This window comes from Variovorax sp. ISS6 (assembly GCF_056523145.1).
Map to the genome: position 1 here is coordinate 5,176,316 of NZ_JAWRZC010000001.1, position 23,998 is coordinate 5,200,313.

Here is a 23,998-nt window from a genome sequence, read left to right on the forward strand (position 1 = left end):
TCAGCGCTTGGTCACCGAGATCAGTTCGATCTCGAAGTTCAGCGTGGCGTTGGGCGGAATCACGCCGCCCGCGCCGCGCGAACCGTAGGCGATCGACGGCGGGCATGTCAGCTTGGCCTTGCCGCCCGGCTTCATCTTCTGCACGCCCTCGGTCCAGCACGGGATCACGCCGTTGAGCGGGAACTCGGTGGGCTCGTTGCGCTTGTAGGAGCTGTCGAACTCCTTGCCCGAATCGGGGAAGGTGCCGCGATAGTGCACCTTGACCACGTCGGTCGCGGCCGGCGAGGCGCCCGTGCCTTCCTTGAGCGACTGGTAGATCAGGCCGCTGGCCGTGGTGACGGGCGCGGACTGGGCCCACGCGGCGGACACGGCGCAGAAGGACACGAGAGCGGCACAGAACAGGGACTTCACGGGATACCTCGAGGGAATGGTGGGAAAGGGCCGATTATGGCCAGCGCGCATGAAGCGCCAGCGCCCCCGGTGGAACGGCCCTTGCTTCGCGGCGGGGGTACTGTCAACATCCCCCGAGAGAGGAACTCCCATGCCTTCCACCGAAGCGAGTTCGGCGATGCCCGCCCACGGCGGCACCGGCCACCTGAAGAAAGTGCTCGGCCCGCTGCAACTGTGGGGCATCGCGGTCGGCCTCGTGATCTCGGGCGAATACTTTGGTTGGAGCTACGGCTGGAACACCGCCGGCACGCTCGGCTTCCTGGTCGCCACGGTGCTGGTGGCGACGATGTACACCACCTTCATCTTCAGCTTCACCGAACTCTCGACCGCCATCCCGCATGCCGGCGGTCCTTTCGCCTACGCGCGCCGCGCCTTCGGCCCGCATGGCGGCTTCGTGGCCGGCTTCGCCACGCTGATCGAGTTCGTGTTCGCGCCGCCGGCCATCGCGCTGGCGATCGGCGCCTACCTCAACGTGCAGTTCCCGGGCATCAACCCGAAGTGGTTCGCGCTCGGCGCCTACGTGATCTTCATCGGCCTCAACTGGATCGGCATCGGCATCGCCGCGGCCTTCGAGCTGTTCGTCACCGTGCTCGCGATCTTCGAGCTCTTGGTGTTCATGGGCGTGGTCACGCCGGGCTGGTCGATGGCGAACTTCGTGGCCAACGGCTGGGCCGGCGGCAGCGTGCTGAACGGCGCGGCCATCGCGGGCATCTTCGCCTCGATCCCGTTCGCGATCTGGTTCTTCCTCGCGATCGAGGGCGCGGCCATGGCGGCCGAGGAAGCGCGCGATCCGCACCGCACGATCCCGATCGCCTACACCAGCGGCATCGTCACGCTGGTCGTGCTGGCCTTCGGCGTGATGATCTTCGCGGGCGGCGTGGGCGACTGGCGCAAGCTCGCCAACATCAACGACCCGCTGCCGCAGGCCATGAAGGCCGTGGTGGGCGACAACAGCGGCTGGCTGCACATGCTGGTGTGGATCGGCCTGTTCGGGCTGATCGCCTCCTTCCACGGGATCATCATGGGCTACTCGCGCCAGATCTTCGCGCTGGCGCGCGCCGGTTACCTGCCGCGCTACTTCGCGGGCCTGAGCCCGCGCTTCGACACGCCGCACCGCGCGCTGCTGGCGGGCGGCGTCGTCGGCGTGGTGGCGATCTTCAGCGACGAATGGGTGCAGTTCGGCGGCCAGACGCTCACGGCCAACATCGTGACCATGGCCGTGCTCGGCGCGATCGTGATGTACCTGGTCTCGATGGCCGCGCTGTTCAGGCTGCGCCGCACCGAGCCCGCGCTGCCGCGCAGCTACCGCGCGCCCTTCTACCCGGTGTTTCCCGCCATCGCGCTGGGCCTGGGCCTGGTGTGCCTCGGCGCGATGGTGTGGTTCAACCCGATGCTCACCCTGCTGTTCCTCGTGCTGACGGCGCTGGCCTACGGCTACTTCCTCGCGACCTCGGCGCAGCGCCGCGCGGCCGCGCCCGACGAGATGCTGTCGGCGCCGGCCTCCACGCCCGCCGCCTGATCGAACGATGCGCTACCGCACCACCATCGCCGGCCAGGGCTTTTCCTTCGACGACCTGCGCCAGGTCATGGCCGCGGCCAGTCCCGCGCGCTCGGGCGACTACCTCGCGGGCATCGGCGCGGCCACCGCGCAGCAGCGCATGGCCGCGCGCCACGTGCTGGCCGACACGCCGCTCGCGCAGTTCCTCAACGAGGCGCTGATCCCCTACGAGAGCGACAACATCACGCGGCTGATCATCGACGGGCACGATGCGCAGGCCTTCGCGCCGGTCTCGCACCTCACGGTCGGCGACTTCCGCAACTGGCTGCTGTCGGAGCAGGCGGACACCGCGGCGCTCACGGCCCTCGCGCCGGGCCTCACGCCCGAGATGGTGGCGGCGGTGTCGAAGCTCATGCGCAACCAGGACCTGGTCTCGGTCGCGAAGAAGTGCAACGTGGTCACGCGCTTTCGCGACACCATCGGCCTGCCCGGCCACCTCGCGGTGCGGCTGCAGCCCAACCATCCCACCGACGACCTGCGCGGCGTGGCCGCCTCCACGCTCGACGGCCTGCTCTACGGCGCGGGCGACGCGGTGATCGGCCTGAACCCGGTGTCCGACAGCCTGCCGGTGCTCGGCCGCCTCCTGCACATGCTCGACGAGCTGATCCAGCGCTTCGAGATTCCCACCCAGAGCTGCGTGCTCACGCACGTCACCAACACGCTGCGCCTGGCCGAGGCCGGCGCGCCGGTCGACCTCGTGTTCCAGTCGATCGCGGGCACCGAGAAGGCCAACCTCTCGTTCGGCGTCACGCCCGAGCTGCTGGCCGAGGCCCACGACGCCGCGCAGTCGCTCCAGCGCGGCACCATCGGCGACAACCTCATGTACTTCGAGACCGGCCAGGGCAGCGCGCTGTCGGCCAATGCCAACTTCGGCGTCGACCAGCAGACCTGCGAGGTGCGCGCCTATGCGCTGGCGCGCCGCTACAAGCCGCTGCTCATCAACACCGTGGTCGGCTTCATCGGCCCCGAGTACCTGTACGACGGCAAGCAGATCATCCGCGCCGGCCTCGAGGACCACTTCTGCGGCAAGCTCATGGGCCTGCCGATCGGCTGCGACATCTGCTACACCAACCATGCCGAGGCCGACCAGGACGACATGGACAACCTGCTGGTGCTGCTGGGCACCGCGGGCATCAACTTCATCATGGGCATCCCGGGCGCCGACGACGTGATGCTCAACTACCAGAGCACCTCGTTCCACGACGCGCTGTTCCTGCGCCAGACCCTGGGCCTGAAGCGCGCGCCCGAGTTCGAGGCCTGGCTGCAGCGCATGCAGATCACCGATGCGGCGGGACGGATCGCGCCGCCCTCCTCCAACCGGCTGCTGGCCGGCATGGGCGCCCTGTCGGCGCTGTCCTCATGAGCGATCCGGTCACGCCCAACCCCTGGGGCCAATGGCGCTCGGCCACGCCCGCGCGGCTCGCGCTGGGCCGCGCCGGCGCCGGCATGCCGACCGACGAGACGCTGCGCTTCGGCTGGGCCCATGCGATGGCGCGCGATGCGATCCATGCGGCGCTCGACGTCGATGCGCTCGAAGCCGCGCTGCGGCACGACGGCTGGCGGACCGTGCGTGCCCGCAGCCGCGCCGAGGACCGCGCCACCTACCTGCGGCGGCCGGACCTGGGACGGCAGCTCGATGCCGGCGATACCGACCGGCTGCGCGCCGAAGCCGATGGATCGGCCGATGTCTGCATCGTGATCGGCGACGGCCTGTCCTCCCTCGCGGTCGCGCGCCACGCGGCGCCGCTGCTCGCGGCGCTGCGCCCCCACCTGCCGCCCGACACCCGCTTCGCCCCGATCGTCGTCGCCACCCAGGCGCGCGTCGCGCTCGCCGACGAGGTGGCAGAGCTGTTCGGCGCCACGCTCTCGGTCATGCTGATCGGCGAACGGCCCGGCCTCAGCTCGCCCGACAGCCTCGGCATCTACCTGACCCACGCGCCGCGCAAGGGCCGCCACGATGCCGAGCGCAACTGCATCTCGAACGTGCGGCCCGAAGGCCTGTCGTACGAGCTCGCCGCCTTCAAGCTGACCTGGCTGATGCGCGAGGCGCTGCGGCGCGGGCTCAGCGGCGTGGGGCTCAAGGACGAGAGCGATCTGGCGGTGCTGGAGGCGGGTGGTGGGTCGCAGGCGCTGCCAGGCGCGTAGCCACCGGGCCGGCGTGCCTATGATGGCGCGCAGAACCACCCGGAGACACCATGACCACCCGCTACCCCCTGGCCGAACTCGAGAACCTGCCCGAAGACATCCGCACCGCCATCCTCGCGGTGCAGGAAAAGGCCGGCTTCGTGCCCAACGTGTTCCTCGCGCTCGCGCGCCGGCCCGCCGAATGGCGCGCCTTCTTCGCCTACCACGACGCGCTGATGCTCAAGGAGGAAGGCTCGCTGACCAAGGGCGACCGCGAGATGATCGTGACCACCACCAGCGCGGCCAACCAGTGCCTCTACTGCGTGGTGGCGCACGGCGCGCTGCTGCGCATCTACGAGAAGAAGCCGCTGGTGGCCGACCAGGTGGCCGTGAACTACCGCAAGGCCGACATCACGCCGCGCCAGCGCGCGATGCTCGACTTCGCGATGAAGGTCTGCGAACGCTCGCACGAGATCGACGACAGCGACTTCGCACCGCTGCACGCGCACGGCTTCGACGACGAGGACATCTGGGACATCGCGGCGATCACCGCTTTCTTCGGCCTGAGCAACCGGCTCGCGAGCTTCAGCGGCATGCAGCCGAATCCCGAGTTCTTCCTGATGGGGCGACTGCCGCGCGAGAAAAAGTAGATCGGGATCGAAGGCCCGATCCCGAATCCGTTACCCCTTCTTGCCGCGGCACGACGCCAGCATGTCGAGCCCCGGCTTGTAGGTCGGCGTATTCACGTCCATCACACCGAGCACCGTGTGGTAAAGGTTGTCGTGCGTCAACGGCGTGTCGAGCCTGGCTTCCATGCACGAACGCGAGAGCTGGCGCCGCGCATCGAGCCCCTCGCTGAACCAGGTGACCATCGGCACATGCTTCTGCGCCTCGGGCGCGAAGCTGTAGGGCACGCCGTGCAGGAACAGGCCGAACTCGCCCAGCGATTCGCCGTGGTCGCTCACGTAGAGCAGGCCCGGGTCGTACTGCTTCGACTGGCCCTTGAGCCAGTCGATGGTGCGGCCGAGGAAGCGATCGGTCTGCGCGATCGAGTTGTCGTAGACGTTCATCAGTTCGGTGTGGCCGCACTCGGCGAGCGCATTGGTCTTGCACTCGGGCTGGAAGCGCTTCATGTCGGCGCCCGAGCGCTTGTAGTAGGCGGGCCCGTGGCTGCCCATCTGGTGCATCACCAGCACGACGCCCTTGGCGCGGCGCTCGGCCGGCAGCGCGGCGATGCGCGCATCGAGGCCCTCGAGCATCACGTCGTCGAGGCACTCCTCGCCGTCGCACAGCGCGCTCTTGGTGGCGGGCGGCAGGTTGTCGAAGGCCGAGGCATTGGGAATGCGGGCACAGACGCCCTTGCAGCCGGCCTGGTTGTCGAGCCAGAACACGGCCAGCCCGGCGGCCTGCAGCACGTCGACCAGGTTCTCGTAGTCGTCCTTGCGCGATTCGTAGCCCTGCTTGCCCAGCGGCGAGAACATGCAGGGCACCGAGGCCAGCGTGTTGGTGCCGCAGGAATAGACCTCGCGGTAGCTCAGCACGCCGCGCTTCGCGAGCTCGGGCGTGGTGTCGCGCGCATAGCCGTTGAGGCCGAAGTGATCGGCGCGCGCGGTCTCGCCCACCACCACCACGAACAGCGGCGGCTTCTGCTGGGCCGCGTAGCTCGCGCCCAGCGTGGTGCCCGCGGTGATCGGGATCAGCTTGCCGCTGCGCTTGAACAGCGGCTTGATGAACACCGCGCCGGTCGAATAGAGGCTGGCGATCGGGTTCATCATGTAGCGCAGGTGCACGTTGTTGCGCATCAGCGGCGCCAGCTGCCGGTTCATGGCGACGGCCGCGACCAGCGCGACGACCACCATGAGCAGCAGCAGCACGGCGTTGCGCCAGAGCTGCGACAGCCAGCGCATCGGTACGATGCGCGCGAACCACAGCACGACGCCGACCGGCGCGACCACCACCAGCAGGTTGAAGCCCATGCGCCAGCTCAGCAGGTCGCGCGCCTCGTTGGGATCGGTCTGCAGCACGTTGGCGATCATGGTCGGATCCATGACCACGCGGTACTCGAGCATGTAGTGCTGCACCAGCGCCGCCAGCACGGCCACCGCGAACCACAGGGGCTTCATCCAGCGCGACCAGGCGGTGAACGAGAGCATGGCCACCGTGCCGCAGAAGCTCAGCAGGCTCATCGCGGCGATGGTCGGAAGGTAGGTGCTCGGTGCGCCGCCGATACGGGCCAGCTCGTTCCACAGCGGCCAGTTGGCGGCCACGCCCAGGTACAGGGCCAGCCACAGCACCAGCTGCCGGGCCGATCGCGGCCGCTCCAGCCATTGCCGCACCGTCTCCCACGAGGATGCGGGCGCGGGGCCCGGCGAGGGTTCGGAGATCGATGGGATGCCGGACCGGAGCGGCGCGGGCTCTATGCGCGTGACAGACATGCGACAAATATAGGAAGCGGGCCTGAAAGGAGCCTGAACTCGAAGTTCAGACGGCGTTCAGGCCTGCTGCAATGCAACAACGTCCGCGGAGCGGCGGGCGCGACGGACCATGGTGTCGATGGCGAGGCCCACGGTCCAGCAGACCCAGCCGCTCCAGAGGGTATGGCTCATGTAGTGGGCGCCGCGCAACTGCTGCGTCACGCCGAGCAGCAGGCCGCCGATCAGCGCGACGGCCAGCCATGTCGAGGCGATTCGAGGGGAGACGCGCCGCAGCACGAAGTAGCCCCCCAGGTAGGCGAAGGCGGTGGAGGCGTGGCCGGCGGGGAAGCAGCCGCCCGGGCCGCCGTCGCGCACGCCCCAGGACCAGTGCGAGACGTAGTGCGCCATGCCGCCGAACTCCTGCAGGTCCCAGGGGCAGCTCGTATGGCTCGCATGCTTGAACAGGCTGACAGCGAGCACCGAGGCCAGCACCGTCAGCGCGAGCTGCGCCCGGCTGGCGCGGTCGAGGCGCCGCAGGAAACCCACGGGCCAGCGGATCGCGAGGAACAGCCCGATCACCAGCGCCCAGCTCAGGTTCTTGGCGCCGGTGTGCATCACCTGGACCAGGAACGGGTTCTCGCGCAGCGGAAAACCCATCGGCGTGCCCATCCAGCGCGCCAGCGGCAGGTCGGCGCCGCTGGCGTCCCAGAGCAGCAGCAGTGCGAACGAGATCAGGGTCCAGGCGCCGAGGCGGAGGTTCGGAAAGCGGCGAGTCATCGAGGAAAAAGCGGCCATCGGCAAAAATGGGTGCCAGCCTAGGCCGCGCGAATGAACCAGGGCTGAAGCCACATGAACCGAAGCTGAAGCCATCTGAGCGCCAGCTGACCGCGTCCCGGACGCTAGACTGCGGCTTTCCCACCGAATCCGAGGAGTGCCACCGCGTGCGCATACTGCTGGTCGAAGACGATGTGGCGCTGGCGGACGCGGTCTGCGGCTACCTGCTGGCCAAGGCCTTCGTGGTCGACGTGGCGCCGAGCCTGGCCGATGCGCGCGGCGCGCTGCTCTCGGTGCAGTACGCGGCCGTGCTGCTCGATCTGCACCTGGGCGACGGCGACGGCCTGTCGCTGCTGCCGCAGGTGCGCGCGCTGCGCGAGCCGCCGATCGTCATCGTGCTGACCGCGCGCGACCAGGTCACCGACCGCATCCGCGGGCTCGATGCCGGCGCCGACGACTACCTGATCAAGCCCTACGACCCGGCCGAGCTGCTGGCGCGGCTGCGCGCGGTGGAACGCCGGCGCAGCGCCAGCAACTCGCCCGTGCTGCAGCTGGGCACGCTCGAGATCGACATCGCGCACGACCGCGTGCGCCGCGACGGCCAGCCCGTCACGCTGACGCAGAAGGAGTGGGCACTGCTGCGCGTGATGGCCACGCGGCCCGAGCGCATCCACACGCGCGAGAACCTCGCCGATGCGCTCTACGGTTTCGGCGACGAAGCCGACAGCAACACGCTCGAGGTCTTCATCAGCCGGCTGCGGCGCAAGCTCGGCCGCAGCCACATCCAGACCCTGCGCGGGCTCGGCTACCGGCTTTCGGCCGACGAGGAGGAATAGCCGATGACCGAAGCGGCGCGACCTCGCGCGCGCAGCGAGCGCGACACCCTGGCCGGCCGGCTCACCCGCACGCTGATCCTGTGGGTCGGCGGCGTCTGGCTGCTGTGCGTGTTCGCGGTGGTCTGGTATGTGGACCGCGAGATCAACCACAACTTCGACAACGAACTGGTCGAGGTCTCGCACCGCATGTTCGCGATGGCGGTGCAGGAACTCGAGAAGCTGCAGCACCCCGGCGAGGAGGCGCCGCGCGCGCCGCTGATCGCGCCCAAGCAGCTGTTCTCGGAGGACGCGGTGATCTACCAGATCGTGGACCTGCACGAGCACGTGCTGCTGCGCTCGGCCGAGGCCCCCGAGGACACCTTCGACGTCCCGCTCGCGGCCGGTTTCGCGAACAACCCGAACTGGCGCATCTACACGGTGCGCCATCCCACGCTGGGCCTGTTCTTCCAGGTGGCCGATCCGCTCGACGAGCGCCGCCGCGCGCTCAACCGCACGCTGTTCGGGCTGATCATCCCTTTCGGCGCGGTGCTGCCGCTCTTGGCGCTGGTGCTGCGCAACGTGGCGCGCACCGAGCTGCGCGTGCTGCAGCAGCTCACCGGCGAGATCGAGAAGCGCAGCGGCGCCGACCTGCGCCCGATCGCCCTGCCGAACCTGCCGCGCGAGCTGCGCACCGTCGGCGACCACGTCAACCTGCTGCTGCAGCGCCTGTCGCATTCGCTCGACGTCGAGCGCGCGCTGGCGGCCAATGCCGCGCACGAGCTGCGCACGCCGCTGGCGGCCGCGCGGCTGCGGCTTCAGACCGCGCTCGAACACGACCTGCAGCGCAACGACGTGCAGGCCGCGCTCGACGCGCTGCGCACCCTGAGCCACCGCGCCGAGAAGCTGCTGCAGCTCTCGCGCGCCGAGTCGGGCGCCTCGTTCGCGCGCGCGCGGGTCGACCTGGTGCAACTGGCCGGCACGGTGGCCCAGGAGTTCTGGCAGGACCCTCAGCATGCCGAGCGCCTCGCGCTCAAGGTGCCCGACAGCGTGGCGCCGGTGGCCCTGGGCGACGTCGACGCGCTCGCGATCGCGCTGCGCAACCTGGCGGAGAACGCGCTGCGCTACGGCGGCGACGGCCGCGTCGTGATCGAGGTGATGGCGCCCTGCGTGCTCGCGGTGCGCGATGCCGGCCCGGGCGTCAACGCCGAGCAGCTCGCGACCTTGCGCGAACGCCACGTGCGCCACAGCTCCGACCGCGCCGGCTACGGCCTGGGCATCTCGATCGTGAGCACCATCGTCGAGAAGCACGGCGCGAAGCTCGAGCTGGCTTCGCCACCGGCGGGCGCGGCCCACGGCTTCGAGGCGCGGATCGTGCTGCGGCCGGCCTGAGGGCCGGCGCCGGCCCTCAGTCGCTCACCAGCGCGCGCAGCCAGTCGGGCAGCGCCAGCGCCTTCTGCTTCGGGAAGTCGACCCAGATCGTGGTCGCCCCGCCGGCCGCGCAGATCACCTCGGGCTGGTCGGCGCGCGCCATCGTGGCCCAGCTCTCGAAGGTGGTGCGGCCCGGGTCGCTCACGTACATCCTGAGCAGCACGTTGCCCGGGTACTCGATCTGGCGGTAGAAGTTGCAGAAGGCATTCACGATCACCATGCCCTCGCCGCCGGGCTCGGGTTCGAAGCCGATCGAATGCATCCAGTCGATGCGCGCGGTCTCGAGGTAGCGGAAGTAGCTGGCGTTGTTGAGATGGCCCATCGCGTCCATGTCGCCCCAGCGGATCGGGATCGACATTTCGTAGACCAGTTTCTTCTTCTCGGGGATTTCGATTCTCATCGGTGGGCCTTGATAGAGGCGAGGATGCCGAGGACGAACAGCAGCGCCGCCACCAGCTCGGTGGCCTGCGGCCAGCGGCCGTCCCAGACGAAGGAATAGACCAGCGCGAACAGCGTCTCGCTCACGATGAGCTGGCCGCAGAGGCTGGCCGACAGCCGCTGGCTCGCGAGGTTCCAGAGGATGGTGGCGAGCCACGAGGAGCCGAAGCCGCCCGCGAGCGCCAGCACGACGAACAGCAGGCCATCGGGCTGGGCCCGCAGCGCCGCGAGCTCGCTGCCGGCCGCGAGCCAGAGGCCGATGGCGCCCAGGCCGGTGGCGATGCCGAGCCAGTTGGCCCAGTCGGCCGCGTGGATCTCGGTGTGGCGCTGCAGCCAGGCCGCGTTGAGCAGGCCGTAGACGGTCCAGCTCGCCATCGCGCCGAGCGAGAGCACGATGCCCCAGGCGAAATGCCCGCCGCCGTGCGCACCGCCCTGCCGGGCCGACCATGCGCCCCAGATCATCAGCGCGATGCCGGCGCCGGTGAGCAGCAGGCCGGGCAGCAGCGCGGCCATGCGCAGCCCCGGCGGGCGGCCCAGCAGCATCATCCAGACCGGGATGGTGCCGATGATGAGGCTCGGCACCTCGGTACCCGCTGCCACGATGCCGAAGGCCAGCAGCAGGTAGTAGCCGCTGAAGCCCAGCACGCTGAGGCCGAGCGCGGCCAGCGCCTGGCGCCCCGTGGGCCAGCGCCGCGCCGCGGGCCGCGCGAACACGGCCAGCGCCGACACGGCGCCGAAGACGGCGAAGCGCGCCGAGACGATGTCGACCATGGCGAAGTGCCCGACCATGCGCGGCACGACGAACACCAGCCCCCAGAGCGCGCCCGCGCCCAGGCCGGCCGCGATGCCGATCCAGGCGCGCGGGCTCAGAGCGCGAACCCGTCGTCGGCCACGATCACGGCGCCGTTCACGAAATGGCTCTGGCCGCTGGCCAGCAGCACGATCAGGCCGTCGAGGTCCTCGGGCTTGCCCACGCGCTTGCGCGGCAGCATGCTCACGAGCTTGGCGCCGCCCTCGGTGCTCCAGTGCGATTCGTTGATCTCGGTCTCGATGTAGCCCGGGCACAGCGCGTTGACGTTGATGCCGAAGCGGCCCCATTCGAGCGCCATGGCCTTGGTCATCTGGATCAGCGCGGCCTTGCTCATGGCGTAGACGCCGATCTGCGGCAGCACCTTGAGCCCGGCCACCGAGGCGATGTTGACGATGCGCCCGCCGATGTAGGTGCCCGGCGCCGCGCCCTTGGCGCGCGCCAGCATGCGCTTGCCGACCTCCTGCGCGACGAAGAACGAACCCTTGAGGTTGGCGTCGAAGATGAAGTCGTAATCTTCGGGCGTCACGTCCTGCAGCCGCTGGGTGGTGCTCACGCCCGAGTTGTTGACCAGCACGTCGATGGCGCCGACCTCGGTCTCGGCGCGCGCCACCGCGGCCTTGATGCTGGCCATGTCGGTCACGTCGAGCTCGACCACGTGGGCGTCGCCGCCCTCGCCCTGGATGCGCGCGCGCAGCTCCTTGAGCTTGTCGACGCGCCGGCTCGCGAGCACCACGGCGGCACCCGCGCGCGCCAGCGTTTTCGCGAACTGCGCGCCGAGGCCGCTCGAGGCGCCGGTGACGAAGGCCACGCGGCCCGAGAGATCGATGCTGTACGCCATGGAGTGCTGTTCCTGTGGAGTCGCCAAGGCGACGTGAAAACACGGGCGACACGCCCCGCGGGGCGGCCCGTGGCGCCCGCATAAAATGCCCGGCAGCCACGAAGCGCCAGTGCCTCCCATCATATCGACGAGACCCCCATGACCCACGACGAAATCCTTGCCCAGTACGGTCCCCGCGAAGCCATGGAGTACGACGTCGTCGTCGTCGGTGGCGGGCCGGCCGGCCTTTCGACCGCGATTCGCCTGAAGCAGCTCGCCGCCCAGCACGAGAAGGAGATCTCGGTCGTGGTGCTCGAGAAGGGCTCGGAGCCCGGCGCCCACATCCTGTCGGGCGCCATCATGGACCCGCGCGCGCTCAACGAGCTGCTGCCCGACTGGAAGGAACTCGGCGCGCCGCTGAACCAGCCCGTGACCGACGACGCGATGGTGTTCCTCGGCGAGAAGGCCAGCCTGCGCACGCCCAACGCCTTCCTGCCCGACTGCTTCCAGAACCACGGCAACTACATCATCAGCCTCGGTGCCTTCACCAAGTGGCTCGCGCAACAGGCCGAGAACCTCGGCGTCGAGATCTTCCCGGGCTTCCCGGCCGCCGAGGTGCTCTACGACGAGAAGGGGGCCGTGCGCGGCGTCGCCACCGGCAACATGGGCGTGGGCAAGGACGGCGAGCCGACCGAGAACTTCCAGCTCGGCATGGAGCTGCTGGGCAAGTACACGGTGTTCGCCGAGGGCGCGCGCGGCCACCTGGGCCGCCAGCTGATCTCCAGGTTCAAGCTCGACGAGGGCAAGGATCCGCAGACCTACGGCCTGGGCGTCAAGGAAGTCTGGGAGATCGATCCCAAGCGCCACGAACCCGGCTTCGTGCTGCACACGGCCGGCTGGCCGATGAAGAGCGACACCTACGGCGGCGCCTTCCTTTATCACATGGAGGACAACAAGGTCACGATGGGCTTCATCACGGGCCTGGACTACAGCAACCCGTACCTGAGCCCGTTCGAGGAAATGCAGCGCTGGAAGCTGCACCCCAACATCCGCTGGTACCTCGAGGGCGACGAGGCCAAGGGCATCAAGCCGGCCAAGCGCATCGGCTATGGCGCGCGCGCGATCACGGCCGGCGGCCTGCAATCGCTGCCCAAGACGGTGTTCCCGGGCGGCGCGCTGGTCGGCTGCGAGGCCGGCTACCTCAACGTGAGCCGCATCAAGGGCAGCCACGCCGCGATCAAGACCGGCATGCTGTGCGCCGAGGCTGCCTTCGACGCAGTGCAGGCCGGCCGCCAGCACGACGAGCTCACGGCCTACCCGGCGGCCTTCGAGAAGAGCTGGCTGCATGCCGAACTCAAGAAGGCGCGCAACTTCAAGGCCTGGTTCAAGAAGGGCCTGCTGGTCGCGACGCTGATGAACGGCATCGAGCAATGGCTGCTCAAGGGCAATATCCCCTGGACCCTGCGCCGCACCAAGCCCGACCACCAGTACCTGAAGCCGGCCTCGGAATGCCAGCCGATCGCCTACCCCAAGCCCGACGGCAAGCTCACCTTCGACCGGCTCTCGAGCGTGTTCATCAGCAACACCAACCACGAGGAACAGCAGCCGGCCCACCTGACGCTGAAGGACGCGTCGGTGCCGGTCAACGTCAACCTCGCGAAGTTCGCGGGCCCCGAAAGCCGCTACTGCCCGGCGGGCGTGTACGAGTTCGTGCCCGACGAGGCCAGCGCGGGCAAGCAACGGCTGCAGATCAATGCGCAGAACTGCGTGCACTGCAAGACCTGCGACATCAAGGACCCGACGCAGAACATCGTGTGGGTCACGCCTGAAGGGGGCGGCGGGCCCAACTACGTGGGGATGTAAGGTCTGTTCTTCTGGGGCCCTCTTCGGAGGGCCTTCTTGTTTTCGTTCGGGGCGCGTGCACAGGACAGCGGGTACTTCCCTCCGCGAATGTCCCCCGGCCTTCGGCCTCCTCCTTGATTTCGCTGCGGGGGTCAGGCGAAGTAGGTGGCTACCTCGTCGGCCGTGAGGAAGCGCACTACCGTCACCTGTGGCTTCTGCTCCGAATGGAAGGCCTGGTTGAAACCGTTCCAGCCGCGCGCGGGCTTGTCCTCGGTCTCCAGCGCGACGAGCACCAGCCTTCCCTGCCGGCGCGCGTTCTCGCGCAAAGTCCCCTCGCCCCAGGCCCAGGCCATGCGGTCGACGAGTTCACCACCGGCATAGGCCTTGGCCTGCAGCCAGAGGTACTGCGCCGAATCGCTGTCGCGCGGCTCGTCGTCGGCACCGAGACGATCGGCCAGCGGCTGCCGGATGCCCAGGGTCTTCGCATGCACGCTGAACAGGTCCTGCAGCAGCGAGAAGGCGTGGAAGTTGTTGTTGATGCCGTGGGCACGCACGATCATCCCCGCGTTCGAGGCCGGCAGCAGCACGACCAGCTCGTCCTCGTAGGCCATCTGGGCGGTGCGGTGCAGGAAGTGCAGTTCCTCGAAGGGCAAGGTGCCGTTGACCGACAACGCCTCGATGCGCGCGCACAGTGCCTCGTCGGCCAGCAGCTCGCGATGGTTGCGGACATCGCGCATCAGCATCGCCATCAGCGGCAGCACCAGCAGGTCGACCGCCTGCCGGCTCGCTTCGACCTGCAGGCGCTCGGCCGGCGGCAGCGCTTCGAGCGCAGCTTCGGCGGCGCGCCAGGCGAGGACGTCGGCCGGCTCCTCCTCGGACGCTTCTTCTTCGTCGTCCTCCATCGGCTCCGCGGCGCAATAGGGTGCGAGCGATTCGAGCAGTCGGGCCAGGCGTCGCAGCGCCGCCGGAAACAGCAACCGCGGATCGGCGCCGTTCTCCACCAGCCCGCCGCAAAGAATCGCGAACAGCGCGGCACGCAGCGGATGCAGGTCGGGCAGCAGCGCGGTCGCGGCCTCCAGCACCTCGTCGCCCGTGCCCTCCTTCACCGTCGCGCGGTAGAAGTCGGACACCGCATCGCGATCGAAGAAGGTCGCCTGGGCATCGAGGTCGTCCTCGTGCTGCACGGGCAGGCGCAGGGTCGCGAGAAAATCTGGGGGCAGCGCTTTCATGCGCGAGAGGGTAGCGCAGGCTCCTCTGCTTTTCCGATGCGTTCGTGCTTGGTCACGCCTTTCTTGTTACCGGGGGCGCTGCGGTGGTGCCGGCGGCCCAACAACCATTGCGTCCAGGCGCGTGTCGATGGGGTACTCCCCACAGCGAAATAAAGGAGGAGGCCGCAGGCCGGGGGACATTCGCGGAGGGGAGTACCCCGTCGGCGCGCGCCCGCCCCAGACCTCAAGGCCTCAACCCTGAACAGCGCCCCACCCACCCCCACCAGGCGTCTCGATCACGAACACATCCCCCGCCCCCATCTGCACCTGCCCGATGTGATCCAGAGGCTCGACCGTTCCATCGGCCCGCTCCACACGATTGATCCCCACCGCGCCCGCTTCGCCACCCGAACCACCGAACGCACCATGGTGCCGCCCATTGCTGAGGATCGACGCCGTCATCGGTGCCAGGAACCGAACCCGCCGCACACCGCCGTCACCACCACGCCAGCGCCCCGCACCACCCGACCCCGAACGCAGGCTGTAGCTGTCGAGACGCACCGGGTAACGGAACTCCAGCACCTCCGGATCGGTGAGCCGCGAGTTCGTCATGTGGGTCTGGACCACGCTCGTGCCGTCGAAGCCCTCGCCCGCGCCCGAACCGCCCGAGATGGTCTCGTAGTACTGGTGCGCGCCATCGCCGAAGGTGAAGTTGTTCATCGTGCACTGGCTCGCCGCCATCACGCCGAGCGCACCATAGAGAGCATTGGTCACGCAGCTCGAGGTTTCGACATTGCCGGCCACCACCGCCGCGGGCGGCAACGGGTTCAGCATGCAGCCGCTGGGCACGATCACCTCGATCGGCTTCAGGCAACCCGCGTTAAGCGGAATGTCGTCGTCGACCAGCGTGCGGAACACATACAGCACCGCCGCCATCGTGATCGCGCGCGGCGCATTGAAGTTGTTCGGCAATTGCGCGCTCGTGCCACTGAAGTCCACCGTCGCCGAACGCGCGGCCGCATCGACCTTCACGCGCACCTGGATGCGCGCGCCGTTGTCCAGCGGCAGCACGAACTCGCCGTCCTTGAGCGCCGTGATCACGCGACGCACCGACTCCTCGGCGTTGTCCTGCACATGGCCCATGTAGGCCGCCACCGTCTCGCGGCCGAACTGCGCCACCATGGCCTGCAGCTCCTGCACACCCTTCTCGTTGGCCGCGATCTGCGCGCGCAGGTCGGCCAGGTTCTGTTCGATGTTGCGCGAGGGATGCGCGCCGCCGCCGAGCAATGCGCGGAGTTCGACCTCGCGCAGCCGGCCGCCCTCCACCAGCTTGAAGTTGTCGATCAGCACGCCCTCCTCGCCGATGGTCTTCGAGAACGGCGGCATCGAGCCCGGCGTGATGCCACCCACGTCGGCATGGTGGCCGCGCGAGGCCACGTAGAACGAGGGCCGCGCATCGGCCGTGTCGAGGTAGACGGGCGTCACCACCGTGATGTCGGGCAGGTGCGTGCCGCCGTGGTAGGGGTCGTTGAGCACGAACACGTCGCCGGGCTTCATGTCGGGGTTGCAGGCGATCACGGTCTTGATCGACTCGCTCATCGAGCCCAGGTGCACCGGCATGTGCGGTGCATTGGCGATCAGGTTGCCCTCGACGTCGAACAGCGCGCACGAGAAATCGAGCCGCTCCTTGATGTTGACCGAGTAGGCGGTGTTCTGCAGCCGCAGCCCCATCTGCTCGGCGATGTTCATGAAGAGGTTGTTGAAGACCTCGAGCATCACCGGGTCGGCGCGCGTGCCGATCGCATGGCTGGTGGCGCGCTCGCGCACGCGATGCAGCTCCACGCCGTCGGCCGTGGCGCGTGCCTGCCAGCCGGGTTCGACCACGGTGGTGGCGTTGCGCCCGGCCAGGATCGCCGGGCCGTCGACCACCGCACCGGGGCGCAGTGCGGCCTCGTCGAACAGCGCGGCATCGCGCCAGCCCGCGGCGGCTTCGTCGGCCTCGCAGTACATGCGCACGGCCGCGAGCGACTCGGGCACATGCGACTCGGCCTTGCCGGTCGTGGCCGCGGCGCGCGTGCGCTCGCCCGCGCCGACGGCTTCGACCGCCACCGCCTCGATCACCAGCGCGCGCTCGCTCATCAGGAACGCGAAGCGCCGGCGGTAGGCCTGCTCGAACTCGTCGCGCATTGCGGCGATGGCTTCGACGGCCGGCGTGTCCATCGGCAGCGCGCAGGGCAGCGCGGTGTCGGTCCCCTCGTAGCGCAGCTGCACGCGATGCAGCACCTCGATCGCGGCTTCCGCCACGCCCTGCCCGCGCAGTTCCTCCACGGCCTGCCCGGCCAGGCCGATGGCCGCCTCGCGCGCCTCGGCCAGGCCCGCCGCGTCGAGCCGGTGCTCGAGCGCACGCTCGCGCAGCGCCAGCTGGTCGGCCAGCCCCATGCCGAAGGCCGAGAGCACGCCCGCCAGCGGATGCAAGTAGACGCTGCGCATGCCCAGCGCATCGGCCACCAGGCAGGCATGCTGGCCGCCCGCGCCGCCGAAGCACTGCAGCGTGTATTGCGTGACGTCGTAGCCGCGCGCCACCGAGATCCGCTTGATCGCATTGGCCATGCTCGCCACCGCGATGCGCAGCGCGCCGCTCGCGACCTCCTCGGTACCGACCGCGCGGCCCGTGGCCTCGGTCATGCGCCGTGCCATCGCAGCGAAGCCGCGCTCGGCCGCGTCGCGGTCCAGCGGCTGGTCGGCGCCCGGGCCGAACACCCGCGGGAAGTGCGCGGGCTGGATCTTGCCGAGCAGCACGTTGGCGTCGGTGGTGGTCAGCGGGCCGCCGCGGCGGTAGCTCGCGGGGCCGGGATTGGCGCCGGCCGACTCGGGCCCGACGCGCAGCCGCGCGCCGTCGAAGGAGACGATCGAGCCGCCGCCGGCCGCCACCGTGTGGATGCTCATCATCGGCGCGCGCATGCGCACGCCGGCCACCTGGGTCTCGAACGAGCGCTCGAACTCGCCCGCGTAGTGCGACACGTCGGTGGACGTGCCGCCCATGTCGAAGCCGATCACGCGCGCATGGCCGGCATCGAGCGCGGTGCGCACCATGCCGACGATGCCGCCGGCCGGGCCCGAGAGGATCGCGTCCTTGCCCTGGAAGCGGTGCGCCTGCGTGAGCCCGCCCGAGCTCTGCATGAAGAACAGCGGCACGCCCGGCATCTGCTGCGACACCTGCTCGACATAGCGGCGCAGGATCGGGCTCAGGTAGGCGTCGACCACCGTCGTGTCGCCGCGCGGCACCAGCTTCATCAGCGGGCTGGTCTTGTGCGACACCGACACCTGCGTGAAGCCGATGGCGCGCGCGATGCCTTCGGCCGCCAGCTCGTGCGCCGTGTGGCGCCAGCCGTGCATGAAGACGATCGCACAGGCGCGCAGGCCCTCGTCGAAGGCGGACTGCAGCTGCGCGCGCAGCGGGGCCTCGTCGAGCGCCTGCACGGTGCCGCCCCGCGCGTCGATGCGCTCGTCGGCCTCGATCACGCGCCGGTACAGCAGCTCGGGCAGCACGATGCGGCGGTCGAACAGGCGCGGCCGCGCCTGGGTGGCGATGCGCAGCGCATCGCGGAAGCCCTTGGTCGTGACCAGCACCGTGGGCTCGCCCTTGCGCTCGAGCAGCGCGTTGGTGGCCACCGTGGTGCCCATCTTCACGCACTCCACGCGCTCGGGCGTCACGGCCTCGCCCGGTGCCAGCTTCAGCAGGCGGCGGATGCCCTCGACGGCCGCGTCGCGGTACTGCTCGGGGTTCTCCGACAGCAGCTTGAGCGTGTGCAAGCCGCCTTCGGGATCGCGGCCCACGAGGTCGGTGAAGGTGCCGCCGCGGTCGATCCAGAACTGCCAGCGGGACGGGAGAAGGGTTTGCGTGGTCATGGGGAACAAGGATAGGTCTTCGCGAGGAAAGGGAGCGGAATCGGTTCAGTTCTGGCGCAGGTCGCGCCCGCGGGTCTCGGGCAGGCACAGCGCCACCACCACCACGATCGCATAGGCTACCGCCGCGCAGATGCCGATGGCCGTGCCCAGCGGCAGGTGCATGCGGTCGCTCAGCACGCCGACCAGCGCCGGAAAGGTGGCGCCGATGCCGCGCCCGAAGTTGTAGCAAAAGCCTTGCCCGGAGCCGCGCAGCTCGTTGGGGAACAGCTCGGCCAGGAAGGCGCCCGCGCCGCTGAAGATGCCCGACATGAAGAAACCGAGCGGAAAGCCCAGCAGCAGCATCAGGCCGTCGGTGATCGGCAGCAGCGTGTAGGCATAGACCAGCAGGCCCGCGCCGATGGCGAACAGGATGAAGGCGCGGCGGCGGCCCAGGCGGTCCGACAGGTAGGCGCCGCAGAGGTAGCCGACGAAGGCGCCGACGATGAACATGAACTGGTAGCCGCCCGAGCCCAGCACCGTCAGGTGGCGCTCGTTCTTCAGGAAGGTCGGCAGCCACACGCCGATGGCGTAGTAGCCGCCCTGCATGCCGGTGAACAGCAGGCTCGCGAGCACCGTGGTGCCGAGCACGCCGGGCTTGAAGATCGCGAGGAAATTGCCGCTGCGCTCGCCGCGCGCCACGGCGGCGCGGGTCTGCACGTAGATCTCGGGATCGCTGATCGAGCGCCGGATGAAGACGATCAGCAGCGCCGGCAGCAGGCCCAGCAGGAACATCACGCGCCACGAGACCTCGGGCGGCAGGAACGAGAACAGCGCCATCGACACCAGCACCGCCGCGCCCCAGCCCACGGCCCAGCTGCTCTGCACCAGCCCGACCGCCTTGCCGCGGTAGGCCGGCCGGATCATCTCGGCGATCAGCACCGAGCCCACGGCCCATTCGCCGCCGAAGCCCAGGCCCTGCAGCGTGCGCGCCACCAGCAGCTGCCCGGGCGTCTGGGCCAGGCCGCAGGCGAAGGTGAAGATCGCGAACACCAGGATCGTGAGCTGCAGGATGCGCACCCGGCCATAGCGGTCGGCCAGGATGCCCGCGGCCCAGCCGCCGAGCGCCGAGGCCACCAGGGTCGCGGTGCCGATCAGGCCGACCTCGGTCTTGCTCATGCCCCACAGCGACAGCAGGATCGGCGTGACCAGCGGCAGCGTGTAGTAGTCGAAGGCATCGACCGCGTAGCCGCTGAACGAGGCCGCGAGCGTGCGCTTCTCGTTCGGGTTCAGGGTGCGCAGCCAGTTGGCGTCGCCGGCCTCCGCCGTGCCGTCGCCGGGCGTCGGCGCGGTGGCCTCGAGGGTGCTGTTTTTCATGGTGTCTTCTCCAGGGTGGGTCGGGGCGGGAACGGCGCCGCGCGGTCCCTGCCCAGGGAACCGGCGGCGATCGGAACCAGGGGCGGCGCGCTACAGCGCGGCGAGCCGGTGGTGCGGCAGGTCGGTGACCAGCATCGCGCCCGGCGCATGCGTGATCGCCAGCGGCAGCCGCGCGGCCGCGAGCGCGGCCTGGGGCGTCACGCCGCAGGCCCAGAACACCGGCAGCTCGTCGGGCATCACCTCGACGGCATCGCCGTACTCGGGGCGGCCGATATCGCGGATGCCGATCAGCGCGGGATCGCCGAGGTGCACCGGCGCGCCGTGCACGGCCGGAAAGCGCGAGGTGATCTGCACCGCGCGGATCGCATCGGCCGCGCGCAGCGGCCGCATCGACACCACCAGCGGCCCGCTGAACGGACCGGCCGGCACCGTCTGCAGCCCGGTGCGGTACATCGCGACGTTGCGGCCCTGCGCCACGTGCCGCAGCGCGATGCCCTCGGCCAGCAGCGCATGCTCGAAGGTGAACGAGCAGCCGATGACGAAGCCGACCATGTCGTCCCGCCACAGCGCGCGCACGTCGGTGGGCTCGTCGGCCAGTTCGCCCTCGCGCCAGACGCGGTAGCGCGGCAGGTCGCTGCGCAGGTCGATGTCCTCGCCGAGCGCGGGGAGCGAGGGATCGCCGGCCTCGGTCACGCCGAGCAGCGGACAGGGCTTGGGATTGGCCTGGCAGAAGCGCAGGAAGTCGCCCGCATGGGCCTGCGGCAGGATCACGAGGTTGCCCTGCACGTGGGCGCTGGCGAGGCCGCTGGTGTGGCCGCTCAGGCGGCCGGCGCGGGCGGCTTGCCGCACCTCGCGTGCGCTGCTAGCGTCGGTGGGCAGGGAGGTCGATTCGTCTGTGGCTGGCATGGCGTTGGCGAGCGGCTGCTTGTCTCTTCGTTGTGGTGGGCGGATTGTGGGAATCCGCGCGCCCGAACGCCAACGCAAAGTTTCTTGCTCAGCTCATCGATTTTTTCGATGACCCAGCGCGGTGCGATCCGTGCACCACGGCAGAGCTCACCGCTGCTTCGAGCAGCAAGGAGGAAGGATCGTCGCGATAGCTCGCATAGATCGGCAAGGGCTCCAACGTGCCTTCGCTCGGCAGCACGCGCAGCGGCAGCCGCCGCGCGAGGCCATCGACCACCGCGCGCGGCAAGGTGGCCACGCCGAAGCCCGCCTCCACCAGCTGCGCCATCGCCGAAATCGAGGAGATCGCATGCACGCGCGGCGCCGCGCCGCCGGCCTCGCGGAAGAACTCGAGCAGCGCCACGTGCGGCTGCGAGCCGCGCTGGAAGGTCAGCAGGTCGAGCGACAGCAGGTCGGCGATGCGGTAGCGCCGCCGCAGGTGCAGCTCGCGGTGGCCGACGAAGCACATGGCCATCGGCGGCACCGCGCGCGTGCGCACGCCGTCGCCCACCGCGGGCAGCGCGGCGAACACCAGGTCCTGCTTGCCGCGCTGCAGCTGGTCGACCAGCACCGGCGTGGTTTCGACCGTGAGCTCGAGCTCGAAGTCCGGGTAGGTGGACTGCATGTGCTTGAGCCAGCCGGTCAGCCAGCTGTGCACCACCGATTCGATCGCGCCCACGCGCAGCACCGTATCGCGCACCGCGCCCGAGCCCATCTCGGCCTTGATGTGCATCTGCATCTCGAGCAGCTTCTGCGCGAAGGCATGGAAGCGCTGGCCCGCCACCGTGAGGCGGAACTGCTTGTCGCGGCGGTCGAGCAGCAAGGTGCCGAGCTCGCGCTCGAGCGCGGCGATGCGGCTGGACAGCGCGGACTGCGTGAGGTGCAGCTTCTCGGCGGCGCGCGTCACGCTCTTGAGGGCCACGGCCCAGTGGAAGGCTTCCACGAATCGGAGGTTCATCGTTCGGCTCGGCGGACTGGCGAAGGCCCCGAGTGTCGCGCCGGTCGCGCTTATCCTCGAACCCTCGACAAGGAGACAAGGACCGACATGCAGATCGTCATCACCGGCGGCGCCGGCTTTCTGGGCGCCCGCCTCGCCCGCACGCTGCTCGCGCAAGGCAGCCTCTCGCTCGCGGGCGCGGCCCCCGCCCCCATCGCCAGGATCACCCTGGTCGACCGCGCGCCGCCGCCGGCCGACCTCGCGGCCGACCCGCGTGTCGCCTTCGTGACCGGAGACCTCAACGACCAGCTCGGCGCCGATGCCGACGCCACGCCCTGGCGCGAGGCCGAGGCCGTGTTCCACCTCGCGGCCGCGGTCAGCGGCGAGTGCGAGGCCGACTTCGACCTCGGCATGCGCAGCAACTTCGCCGCCACACACGCCCTGCTCGAACGCCTGCGCGCGCTCGGCACCCGGCCGGTGCTGGTGTTCTCGAGCTCGCTCGCGGTGTTCGGCGATTCGCCCGAGCAGCCGCTGCCGCCGGTGATCGACGACCGCACGCTGCCCACGCCGCAGACCAGCTACGGCATCCAGAAGTTCATCGGCGAGCAGCTGGTGGCCGACTTCACGCGCAAGGGCTTCATCCGCGGGCGCAGCGTGCGCCTGATGACGGTGAGCGTGCGCCCCGGCAAGCCCAACGGCGCGGCCTCGGGCTTCTTCAGCGGCATGATCCGCGAACCGCTGGCCGGGCTGCGCGCGGCCTGTCCGGTGCCCGACGAGACGCCGGTGGCCGTCGCCTCGCCGGCGCGCACCATCGAGGGGCTGATCCGCGCGGCCGAGGCGAGCGACGCCGAATGGGGCCCGCGCACCGCCGTGAACCTGCCTTCGCTGTCCACGACCGTCGGCGAGATGGCCGCGGCCCTCGAACGCGTGGCCGGCCCGGCCGCGACCGCGCTGCTCGACCGCACGCCCGAGCCGACGATCCGGCGCATCGTGAAGTCCTGGCCCGGGCGCTTCGACACGCCGCGCGCCCGCGCGCTCGGGCTGGGTTCGGACGACAGCTTCGACGCGGTGATCCGCGAGTACGTCCGTGAAAATCCCGACGCGGTGAAGCTACCGCTTGTTGCATAGTCATGCCTTTGCGGCATGGCGCACCCCGCGCCGCCCGCTTCCCATAAATCCCAGGAGACTCCGAATGAAATTGACCCGACTGGCCGCTGGCCTGGTGCTGGGCATGGGCATGGCATGCGCGGCTTTCGCGCAGACGACCATGAAGATCAGTATCTCCGTGGCGCAGAACTCCCACCAGGGCGTGGCGATCGACACCTTCGCGAAGGAAGTCGAGAAGCGCACCGGCGGCCGCTACAAGGTCCAGACCTTCTACAACGGCTCGCTCGGCGGCGAGCGCGAGTCGATCGAGGCGGTGCAGCTGGGCACGCAGGAACTGGCCTTCTCCTCCACCGGCCCGATCCCCAACTTCGTTCCCGAGACCAAGATCCTCGACGTGCCCTTCCTGTTCCGCGACAAGGCGCATGCGCGCGCGGTGCTCGACGGCCCGATCGGCCAGGACCTGCTGACCAAGTTCGACGCCAAGGGCTTCAAGGCGCTCGCGTGGGCCGAGAACGGCTTCCGCCACATGACCAACAGCAAGCGCGACGTGAAGGCGCCCGAGGACCTCAAGGGCCTGAAGATGCGCACCATGGAGAACCCGGTGCACATCGCGGCCTACAAGGGCTTCGGCATCATCACCACGCCCATGGCCTTCCCCGAGGTGTTCACCGCGCTCCAGCAGGGCACGGTCGACGGCCAGGAGAATCCGCTGCCGGTGATCATCTCGGCCAAGTTCGACCAGGTGCAGAAGCACCTGACGCTGACCGGCCACGTCTACTCGCCCTGCATCTTCGTGATGAACAAGGCGGTGTTCGACAAGCTCAGCGCCGCCGACAAGCAGGCCTTCATCGATGCCGCCAAGGAAGGCACCAAGGCCAACCGCGCGCGCGTGGACGAGGACGACGCCAAGGGCGTGGCCGACCTGCGCGCCAAGGGCATGACGGTGATCGACAACGTCGACAAGGCCAGGTTCGTGGCGGCGATCGCGCCGGTCAACGCCCAGTTCGAGAAGGACTTCGGCAAGGCCAACCTCGACAAGATCCGCGACTTCAAGTGAGAGCGATGGCCCGC

The 23,998-nt window shown here is 69.7% G+C and carries 20 protein-coding genes; 9 read left to right on the forward strand and 11 right to left on the reverse strand.

Going from position 1 to position 23,998, the window contains the following annotated elements:
• Positions 1 to 411: an FKBP-type peptidyl-prolyl cis-trans isomerase gene (locus tag AC1HIL_RS24060; protein WP_057597061.1), complete on the reverse strand. Its 411-nt coding sequence runs from the start codon at positions 409 to 411 to the stop codon at positions 1 to 3.
• Between the two features lie 130 nt (positions 412 to 541).
• Here AC1HIL_RS24060 and eat point away from each other — a divergent pair, with 130 nt between their 5' ends.
• Genes eat through AC1HIL_RS24080 form a run of 4 tightly spaced genes read left to right on the forward strand, consistent with a single transcriptional unit; the run spans position 542 to position 4,782 of the window.
• Entirely contained in the window at positions 542 to 1,969 is a 1,428-nt protein-coding gene (eat, locus tag AC1HIL_RS24065) for an ethanolamine permease (RefSeq protein ID WP_479670186.1), read from the forward strand.
• A 7-nt stretch (positions 1,970 to 1,976) separates the two neighbouring features.
• Positions 1,977 to 3,371 (forward strand): ethanolamine ammonia-lyase subunit EutB, encoded by a 1,395-nt coding sequence (locus AC1HIL_RS24070; RefSeq protein WP_296742455.1) that lies wholly within the window; start codon positions 1,977 to 1,979, stop codon positions 3,369 to 3,371.
• Positions 3,368 to 4,153, forward strand: coding sequence for an ethanolamine ammonia-lyase subunit EutC (gene eutC / locus AC1HIL_RS24075; RefSeq protein WP_479670187.1), 786 nt, complete (start codon positions 3,368 to 3,370; stop codon positions 4,151 to 4,153). Before AC1HIL_RS24070 ends, eutC begins: the two co-directional genes overlap by 4 nt.
• 50 nt (positions 4,154 to 4,203) lie before the next feature.
• Positions 4,204 to 4,782, forward strand: coding sequence for a peroxidase-related enzyme (locus AC1HIL_RS24080; RefSeq protein ID WP_479670188.1), 579 nt, complete (start codon positions 4,204 to 4,206; stop codon positions 4,780 to 4,782).
• Between the two features lie 30 nt (positions 4,783 to 4,812).
• On the opposite strand, the gene AC1HIL_RS24085 is transcribed toward AC1HIL_RS24080, so the two are convergent.
• The gene (locus tag AC1HIL_RS24085; protein ID WP_479670189.1) at positions 4,813 to 6,567 is read right to left on the reverse strand and encodes a phosphoethanolamine transferase; all 1,755 of its coding nucleotides are present in this window, start codon (positions 6,565 to 6,567) and stop codon (positions 4,813 to 4,815) included.
• A gap of 57 nt (positions 6,568 to 6,624) precedes the next feature.
• Positions 6,625 to 7,323 (reverse strand): phosphatase PAP2 family protein, encoded by a 699-nt coding sequence (locus AC1HIL_RS24090; RefSeq protein ID WP_057597067.1) that lies wholly within the window; start codon positions 7,321 to 7,323, stop codon positions 6,625 to 6,627.
• Between the two features lie 164 nt (positions 7,324 to 7,487).
• Here AC1HIL_RS24090 and AC1HIL_RS24095 point away from each other — a divergent pair, with 164 nt between their 5' ends.
• Together AC1HIL_RS24095 and AC1HIL_RS24100 are read left to right on the forward strand one after the other, a co-directional pair.
• On the forward strand, positions 7,488 to 8,156 hold the full coding sequence (locus tag AC1HIL_RS24095) for a winged helix-turn-helix domain-containing protein (RefSeq protein WP_057597068.1): 669 nt from the start codon (positions 7,488 to 7,490) through the stop codon (positions 8,154 to 8,156).
• A 3-nt stretch (positions 8,157 to 8,159) separates the two neighbouring features.
• Entirely contained in the window at positions 8,160 to 9,524 is a 1,365-nt protein-coding gene (locus AC1HIL_RS24100) for a sensor histidine kinase (protein ID WP_479670190.1), read from the forward strand.
• A gap of 16 nt (positions 9,525 to 9,540) precedes the next feature.
• On the opposite strand, the gene AC1HIL_RS24105 is transcribed toward AC1HIL_RS24100, so the two are convergent.
• The 3 genes from AC1HIL_RS24105 to AC1HIL_RS24115 all read right to left on the reverse strand — a co-directional run bounded on the left by AC1HIL_RS24105 (position 9,541) and on the right by AC1HIL_RS24115 (position 11,650).
• Positions 9,541 to 9,963 carry an acyl-CoA thioesterase gene (locus tag AC1HIL_RS24105; RefSeq protein WP_057597070.1) on the reverse strand — a complete coding sequence of 141 codons (423 nt, stop codon included), beginning with the start codon at positions 9,961 to 9,963 and terminating at the stop codon, positions 9,541 to 9,543.
• On the reverse strand, positions 9,960 to 10,790 hold the full coding sequence (locus tag AC1HIL_RS24110) for a DMT family transporter (protein ID WP_409976483.1): 831 nt from the start codon (positions 10,788 to 10,790) through the stop codon (positions 9,960 to 9,962). The genes AC1HIL_RS24105 and AC1HIL_RS24110 overlap by 4 nt, the downstream gene beginning before the upstream one ends.
• A gap of 77 nt (positions 10,791 to 10,867) precedes the next feature.
• Entirely contained in the window at positions 10,868 to 11,650 is a 783-nt protein-coding gene (locus AC1HIL_RS24115; RefSeq protein WP_479670191.1) for an SDR family oxidoreductase, read from the reverse strand.
• Between the two features lie 138 nt (positions 11,651 to 11,788).
• Between AC1HIL_RS24115 and AC1HIL_RS24120 the strand changes: the two genes are divergently transcribed.
• Complete coding sequence (locus AC1HIL_RS24120) at positions 11,789 to 13,492, forward strand: electron transfer flavoprotein-ubiquinone oxidoreductase (protein ID WP_479670192.1); 1,704 nt, start codon at positions 11,789 to 11,791, stop codon at positions 13,490 to 13,492.
• Between the two features lie 131 nt (positions 13,493 to 13,623).
• On the opposite strand, the gene AC1HIL_RS24125 is transcribed toward AC1HIL_RS24120, so the two are convergent.
• The 5 genes from AC1HIL_RS24125 to AC1HIL_RS24145 form a co-directional block, all read right to left on the reverse strand.
• Positions 13,624 to 14,700, reverse strand: a complete 1,077-nt coding sequence (locus AC1HIL_RS24125; RefSeq protein ID WP_413763084.1) for a hypothetical protein — start codon at positions 14,698 to 14,700, stop codon at positions 13,624 to 13,626.
• 231 nt (positions 14,701 to 14,931) lie between these two features.
• On the reverse strand, positions 14,932 to 18,588 hold the full coding sequence (locus AC1HIL_RS24130; protein WP_479670193.1) for a hydantoinase B/oxoprolinase family protein: 3,657 nt from the start codon (positions 18,586 to 18,588) through the stop codon (positions 14,932 to 14,934).
• 45 nt (positions 18,589 to 18,633) lie between these two features.
• Complete coding sequence (locus tag AC1HIL_RS24135) at positions 18,634 to 19,941, reverse strand: MFS transporter (protein WP_413763082.1); 1,308 nt, start codon at positions 19,939 to 19,941, stop codon at positions 18,634 to 18,636.
• A 90-nt stretch (positions 19,942 to 20,031) separates the two neighbouring features.
• A complete protein-coding gene (locus AC1HIL_RS24140; RefSeq protein ID WP_479670194.1) occupies positions 20,032 to 20,847 on the reverse strand; it encodes a putative hydro-lyase in 816 nt (271 codons plus the stop codon).
• Between the two features lie 88 nt (positions 20,848 to 20,935).
• Positions 20,936 to 21,841 (reverse strand): LysR family transcriptional regulator, encoded by a 906-nt coding sequence (locus AC1HIL_RS24145; protein ID WP_479670195.1) that lies wholly within the window; start codon positions 21,839 to 21,841, stop codon positions 20,936 to 20,938.
• An 87-nt stretch (positions 21,842 to 21,928) separates the two neighbouring features.
• Between AC1HIL_RS24145 and denD the strand changes: the two genes are divergently transcribed.
• Positions 21,929 to 22,948 carry a D-erythronate dehydrogenase gene (gene denD, locus AC1HIL_RS24150; RefSeq protein WP_479670196.1) on the forward strand — a complete coding sequence of 340 codons (1,020 nt, stop codon included), beginning with the start codon at positions 21,929 to 21,931 and terminating at the stop codon, positions 22,946 to 22,948.
• Between the two features lie 64 nt (positions 22,949 to 23,012).
• Positions 23,013 to 23,984, forward strand: a complete 972-nt coding sequence (locus tag AC1HIL_RS24155) for a TRAP transporter substrate-binding protein (RefSeq protein ID WP_057597664.1) — start codon at positions 23,013 to 23,015, stop codon at positions 23,982 to 23,984.
• Positions 23,985 to 23,998: the final 14 nt, after the last annotated feature.

What these genes read in the sequence shown, in the direction of transcription:
- eat (WP_479670186.1), top strand. Translation starts at nt 542, where the DNA reads ATGCCTTCCACCGAAGCGAGTTCGGCGATGCCCGCCCACGGCGGCACC.
- AC1HIL_RS24070 (WP_296742455.1), top strand. Translation starts at nt 1,977, where the DNA reads ATGCGCTACCGCACCACCATCGCCGGCCAGGGCTTTTCCTTCGACGAC.
- eutC (WP_479670187.1), top strand. Translation starts at nt 3,368, where the DNA reads ATGAGCGATCCGGTCACGCCCAACCCCTGGGGCCAATGGCGCTCGGCC.
- AC1HIL_RS24080 (WP_479670188.1), top strand. Translation starts at nt 4,204, where the DNA reads ATGACCACCCGCTACCCCCTGGCCGAACTCGAGAACCTGCCCGAAGAC.
- AC1HIL_RS24085 (WP_479670189.1), bottom strand. Translation starts at nt 6,567, where the DNA reads ATGTCTGTCACGCGCATAGAGCCCGCGCCGCTCCGGTCCGGCATCCCA.
- AC1HIL_RS24090 (WP_057597067.1), bottom strand. Translation starts at nt 7,323, where the DNA reads ATGACTCGCCGCTTTCCGAACCTCCGCCTCGGCGCCTGGACCCTGATC.
- AC1HIL_RS24100 (WP_479670190.1), top strand. Translation starts at nt 8,160, where the DNA reads ATGACCGAAGCGGCGCGACCTCGCGCGCGCAGCGAGCGCGACACCCTG.
- AC1HIL_RS24105 (WP_057597070.1), bottom strand. Translation starts at nt 9,963, where the DNA reads ATGAGAATCGAAATCCCCGAGAAGAAGAAACTGGTCTACGAAATGTCG.
- AC1HIL_RS24110 (WP_409976483.1), bottom strand. Translation starts at nt 10,790, where the DNA reads ATGGTCGGGCACTTCGCCATGGTCGACATCGTCTCGGCGCGCTTCGCC.
- AC1HIL_RS24115 (WP_479670191.1), bottom strand. Translation starts at nt 11,650, where the DNA reads ATGGCGTACAGCATCGATCTCTCGGGCCGCGTGGCCTTCGTCACCGGC.
- AC1HIL_RS24120 (WP_479670192.1), top strand. Translation starts at nt 11,789, where the DNA reads ATGACCCACGACGAAATCCTTGCCCAGTACGGTCCCCGCGAAGCCATG.
- AC1HIL_RS24125 (WP_413763084.1), bottom strand. Translation starts at nt 14,700, where the DNA reads ATGAAAGCGCTGCCCCCAGATTTTCTCGCGACCCTGCGCCTGCCCGTG.
- AC1HIL_RS24130 (WP_479670193.1), bottom strand. Translation starts at nt 18,588, where the DNA reads ATGACCACGCAAACCCTTCTCCCGTCCCGCTGGCAGTTCTGGATCGAC.
- AC1HIL_RS24135 (WP_413763082.1), bottom strand. Translation starts at nt 19,941, where the DNA reads ATGAAAAACAGCACCCTCGAGGCCACCGCGCCGACGCCCGGCGACGGC.
- AC1HIL_RS24140 (WP_479670194.1), bottom strand. Translation starts at nt 20,847, where the DNA reads ATGCCAGCCACAGACGAATCGACCTCCCTGCCCACCGACGCTAGCAGC.
- AC1HIL_RS24145 (WP_479670195.1), bottom strand. Translation starts at nt 21,841, where the DNA reads ATGAACCTCCGATTCGTGGAAGCCTTCCACTGGGCCGTGGCCCTCAAG.
- denD (WP_479670196.1), top strand. Translation starts at nt 21,929, where the DNA reads ATGCAGATCGTCATCACCGGCGGCGCCGGCTTTCTGGGCGCCCGCCTC.
- AC1HIL_RS24155 (WP_057597664.1), top strand. Translation starts at nt 23,013, where the DNA reads ATGAAATTGACCCGACTGGCCGCTGGCCTGGTGCTGGGCATGGGCATG.